The following is a 3,002-nucleotide window of genomic DNA, read 5'->3' on the forward strand; positions in this document are numbered from 1 at the left end:
CCGTTGCCACGGATAAGAGGGCAACGGGACGAAATTGCCCGTACCACCCCGCAGTGCCGTCCAGTCCGGTTCGTATCCGGCTGCGTAGAGGGTCCCCACCGTCGCAAGGATCGCTGTCCAGTCCGCGGCGTTCCTGTTCAGCGAGGCGATCACGGCACCGTGCCCCTCGGCACTGTCGATGATCTCGCTGATCGAGTGAGCCAGCATCGGATGGGGACCCATCTCGATGAACACCGTCTCCCCTTCGTCAAGCATCGTGTGCACCACATCGGCGAAGCGCACCGGCTCGCGAAGATTGCGGACCCAGTAGGCGGCGTCGAACTCCTCGCCAGTCGAGCGCTGGCCGGTCACCGTCGAGTGGATCGGGATGTCGCCGGCAACGGCCCGGACGTCGGCCAGAGCGCGCATCAGCTCCGGGCGTAGCGGCTCCATCTGGGGGCTGTGCGAGGCGACGTCGACCTGGACGGGTCGGCAGAAGACCCCGCGGTCCAGTAGCGGCCTGGTCAGCCGGTCCAGCACAGCGGGATCGCCGGAGAGCACGACCGAGGAGTCGCTGTTGGCGACCGCCACCGAAACCTGGTCTTCGAACCCCTCGATGGCGCGTTCGGCATCGGCCATGCTCAGCTGCAGCGCGACCATGGCGCCCTGCCCGCTGACCGAACGCAGAATCCGGCTGCGTCGGCAGATGACGGCGGCGGCGTCGGACAGCGTGATCGCTCCTGCGACAACGGCGGCGGCGACCTCACCCATGCTGTGGCCGATCACGACATCGGGTTCGACACCGAGCTGCCGCCACATGGCGGCCAGACCGACCTCGACCGCCCACAGCACCGGCTGGATGACGTCGATACCCGTAAGCGGCTCGTCCGACATCAGGCGCTCGATCACCGACCAACCGGTTTCCGTGCGGACGGCGGCGTCGCACTCTGCGACCGCAGCCCGGAAGGCGGGTGCGGAACTCAGCAGCTCGCGTCCCATGCCCGCCCATTGGGATCCCTGGCCGGGAAAGACGAACGCGATCCTGGGGCGGTCACCGTCGGTGCGGCGGTCGATGGACACCCCGTTGGTGGGCTGTCCGGCCATGACCGTCCGAAGCCCACCGGCGATCTCGGCATGGGTACGGCCGACCACCGCCGCGCGGTGCTCGAAGTGGGTGCGTCGCATTCCGGCGCTCCAGCAGACATCCGCCAGCGAGGGTTGGCTGCTGACGCCGTCGCAGTTCATGCGGTCGAGGTAGGCCTGCGCGAGCTCCGAGAGGGCGTCGGGCGTTGCTGCCGACAGCGGTAGCAGCACAGGCTGGTCGTCCGCGCCCAGGTCGTCCGCGCCCAGGCCGTCCGCGCCACGGTCGGGAGACCCGCTCGTGGCATCGGTATCACACGGTGCCTCGGCAAGGACGACGTGCACGTTGGTCCCTGACAGTCCGAACGCGCTGACGCCGGCCAGGCGCGGCCGGCCGCGGTCCGGCCACCGGCGCACGGTCGTGGCGAGCTCGATCGGCAGCTCGTCCCAGGGCACCGCCGGGTTGGGCTCGGCTATGTGCAGGCTCGCGGGGATGGTGCGGTGGCGCAGGCTCAGCGCCACCTTGATGATTCCCACCATCCCGGCGGCGCCCTCGGTGTGACCGATGTTGGACTTCGCCGATCCGAGGACGCAGGGCCGGTCGCTGGGCCGTCCCTCGCTCAGGACCTCGGCGATGGCCGTGAGCTCGATCTGATCGCCCATGACCGTGCCGGTGCCGTGGGCCTCGATGTAGTCGATGTCGCCAGGTTCGACGCCCGCGTTGCGGTAGGCGGTGCGCAGCATCTCGGCCTGGCTTTCCACACTCGGCGCCGTCACGAAGCCCCCGCTGCGGCCGTCGTTGGTCACACCGCTTCCCCGGATGACCGCATAAACTTGATCGCCGTCGGCCCGCGCCTGCTCGAGGGATTTCAGGATGACGACCGCGACGGCTTCGCTGCGGACGTAGCCGTCCGCGGCCGCGTCCCCGAACCTGGAGCGTCCGTAGCGCGACAGCACCCCGGCCTGGGACAGCGCGATGGACAGGTCCGGGGTCAGCATGATGTTGACGCCACCGGCGAGCGCGAGCGTGCTCTCCCCCGAGCGGATGCTCTGGCACGCCAGATGGATGGCGAGCAGAGACGAGGCGCAGGTCGCGTCCAGCGCCATGCTTGGGCCACGCAAGTCAAAGGCGTAGGACAGACGCCCGGCTGCGGTGCCGCGGCCCTCCGCTCCGATGGCGCTGTGCATGTCGCAGATCCCGGCCTCGCGCAGCAGCTCGGAGTACTGGGTGGACAGGTAGGCCAGGAAGACCGCGGTACGCGTGCCGGCTAGGGATCCTCGTGTCTGGCCAGCGTCCTCGAAGGCCTCCCACGAGGTTTCCAGTAACAGGCGTTGCTGGGGGTCCATTCGCGCCGCCTCGCGGGGCGAAACGTCGAAGAAGTCGGCGTCAAAGGCATCGATGTCGGTCAGGAACCCGCCGGCCCGGCTGGCGATGCGGCCCGGGGTGCCCGGTCGGGGGTCGTAGAGCGAGCCGAACGCGCGGTCCGCGGGAATCTGGGTGACGGTGTCGGACCCCGTCCGCAAGACGCGCCAGAACTCGTCCGTGCCATGAGCCCCGGGAAGTCGGCAACCGATACCGATGATGGCGACCGGCTCAGGGACCGGCTTCCCCAATGCCGCTGAAGATCCACTGGAGCGGTATCCGGCCTGCACTGGCGTCCCTGTCATGGCTGGCGTGCCTTCCCCTCGCGATGATCATATTTTGTTGGGTTCCCTGGACCGCAGGCCGCGCGAGAAGGACATGATCGCGGCAGCTTCGGTGGGCCTGGGCAGGACGTCACATCGATCCGTACAAGCAAATGGTGTGACTAACTCAACAAATCATCCAGACCGTGTTGGCGCTGGCATCGCGAATACCTGGTAGTGGCGACCGTCCTGGTACAGGTATTGGTTGCCTGGTACTCGGCGCAGCTGCGATGCGGGTAGTGCCAGTACCAGGAACG

1 protein-coding gene is annotated in these 3,002 nt (G+C 68.4%); it reads right to left on the reverse strand.

All coding sequences use genetic code 11. The features are described from left to right. Nucleotides 1–2,727, reverse strand: a 2,727-nt coding sequence (locus U9980_RS16685; protein ID WP_322768762.1) for a type I polyketide synthase, incomplete at its 3' end; no start/stop codon positions are given. Nucleotides 2,728–3,002: the final 275 nt, after the last annotated feature.

This window comes from Protofrankia sp. Cr1 (assembly GCF_963555865.1).
GTDB lineage: Bacteria > Actinomycetota > Actinomycetes > Frankiales > Frankiaceae > Protofrankia.